The organism is Streptomyces sp. NPDC086077, assembly GCF_040686175.1.
Lineage (GTDB): Bacteria > Actinomycetota > Actinomycetes > Streptomycetales > Streptomycetaceae > Streptomyces.
The window spans coordinates 1-1,875 of sequence record NZ_JBFBJT010000310.1; the positions used below are offsets into that span (position 1 = coordinate 1).

At 73.9% G+C, this 1,875-nt stretch carries 1 protein-coding gene; it reads right to left on the reverse strand.

What is annotated here, in order from left to right; all coding sequences use genetic code 11:
• The coding region (locus AB0O67_RS37265; RefSeq protein ID WP_365460537.1) for an SAV_2336 N-terminal domain-related protein at positions 1–1,875 on the reverse strand (1,875 nt) is incomplete at both ends.

The window sequence follows — 1,875 nt, forward strand, 5'->3', positions numbered from 1 at the left end:
TCACCGTCCCGCAGCGGCGGGCCGGAGCGGCGCAGCAGTTCCGTGCTCTCCTCACGGGTGAACACGTCCACTTCGAGGGAGCCGCCGACCTGGCCCCAGCGCCGGTTGCGGGAGGTGACGAGGATGGTGCCGCTCCCGCCCTGCGGGAAGTAGTGGCGGACCTGCTCGGGGTTGTCGGCGTTGTCGAAGATCAGCAGCCAGCGGGCGTACGGCCGGCCCTCGCGCAGCGCCTCGCGCACCGCGGGCCCGGCGATGTTGGCCTCGGTGGTGGTCACCAGGCCGAGCCGCTGGGCCAGTTCCACCAGCGCCTGCCCGATCTGGCCGGGCCGCTCGGCGGGGATCCACCACACGATGTCGAACTCGGCCTGATGGCGGTAGGCGTACTCGATCGCCAGCTGGGTCTTGCCGACGCCGCCCATGCCGTGGATCGCCTCCGGCAGCACGGTCGTGGTGCCCTCGCGCAGCCGCTGGTCGAGCAGTTCGAGCAGCTCGGTGCGCCCGGTGAAGTTCGGGTTGCGCGGCGGCAGGTTCCCCCAGACCCGCGGCTGTGTCGTGCGGTCCCCCGTCTCCACGGTCCGCTGGGGTGATGTCGGCATCTGCGAGGCTCCTTCGGAGGGGGTCCGGGGGGTGGGGTCGGTGGCGTCGTCGGCCGACCGGGCCGCCGCCACCCGTCCCGGCACTCCGCGTGGTGATTTCTCCAGGCTGACCGCGTAACGCCGATCGTGCCAGCTCAGCACCCGCGCCAGCATGGCGGCACGCTGGTCGTAGCGGCCCGACAGGGCGCGCAGGGCGGTCAGCTCCACCCGCAGGAAGGCGATGTTGCGGCTGCTGACATGCGGCATCGCCAGGGTGTCCAGCGGCTCGGTGGGAGGCGGCAGCAGGCTGCGGGCGATGTCGTCCGCGGCGAACAGGGCGCGCACCTCGCGCAGTACCCGCGCGGTGGCGCTGCGCCGCCCGAGCGCCAGCAGCTCCTCGCGGATGTCGGGGGCGAAGGTGAACACCACGTCCGCCGGCCCCTCGTCGTGCTCCCAGGTGGGCCGTACCAGACCGCTGATCAGCAGCTCGGAGACATGGACCGGACCGGCGCCGGGGGTGGTGGCGACGATCCCGCGGATGACGGGCAGGCTCAGCGGCGCGGCGGCCAGCCGGGTCGCCAGGGTGAACCCGGTGGGGCTCGCGACGGCTCGGAAGTCGGAGACGCGTTCGGCGGCGGGCAGGGTGCTCAGCGGGTCGGGCAGCTCCTCCGCCCAGGGCAGCGCGCGGGCCGCGTCCGGCCTGCTCTTCCACTCGCGGGCCTGAATGGCGGACAGATCCAGCCATTCGGGCTCCGGCCCGGACACCAGCCGGGTGAGCGCCTCCGCCCACCGCCCGGTCAGCGCCAGCACGGGCACGACGACGGCGGTGCCGTCCCGGTCGGCGACCGCCTCGTCGGTGTCCCGGAGCCCGGCGGGGGGTTCGCGTTCCTCCCAGTCCCAGGCACTGTTCGCGGTCCAGCGGTGCGGGGCCCGGATCCGCACCCGGTACACGTCCAGCCCGGTGCGGAACCACAGTTGCTGCGGCAGCAGATGCACCACGGCGACCGGGCAGCTCCGCCCCCAGCCGCGCAGCAGCGGCTGGACGGCGCCGAGCCGCCAGCCGGCCGCGAGGCCGTCGGTCAGCACCAGCACCACCCGACGGGCGTTCCGCGGTGCCGGGCCGAGGGGTTCCTCCGGGCTGACCCGTGTCGGATCGGTCTCGTCGGTGCCGAGCAGCCGTAACACCCGAACGCGGGAGAAGGCGCTCGCGCGTTCGAGTTCGTCGACCAGGTCGTCGCGGACCGTCTCGTGCCACACCCGCATCGTGGGGTGGGTGTCGATGACCAGAACCGCTTCCGTG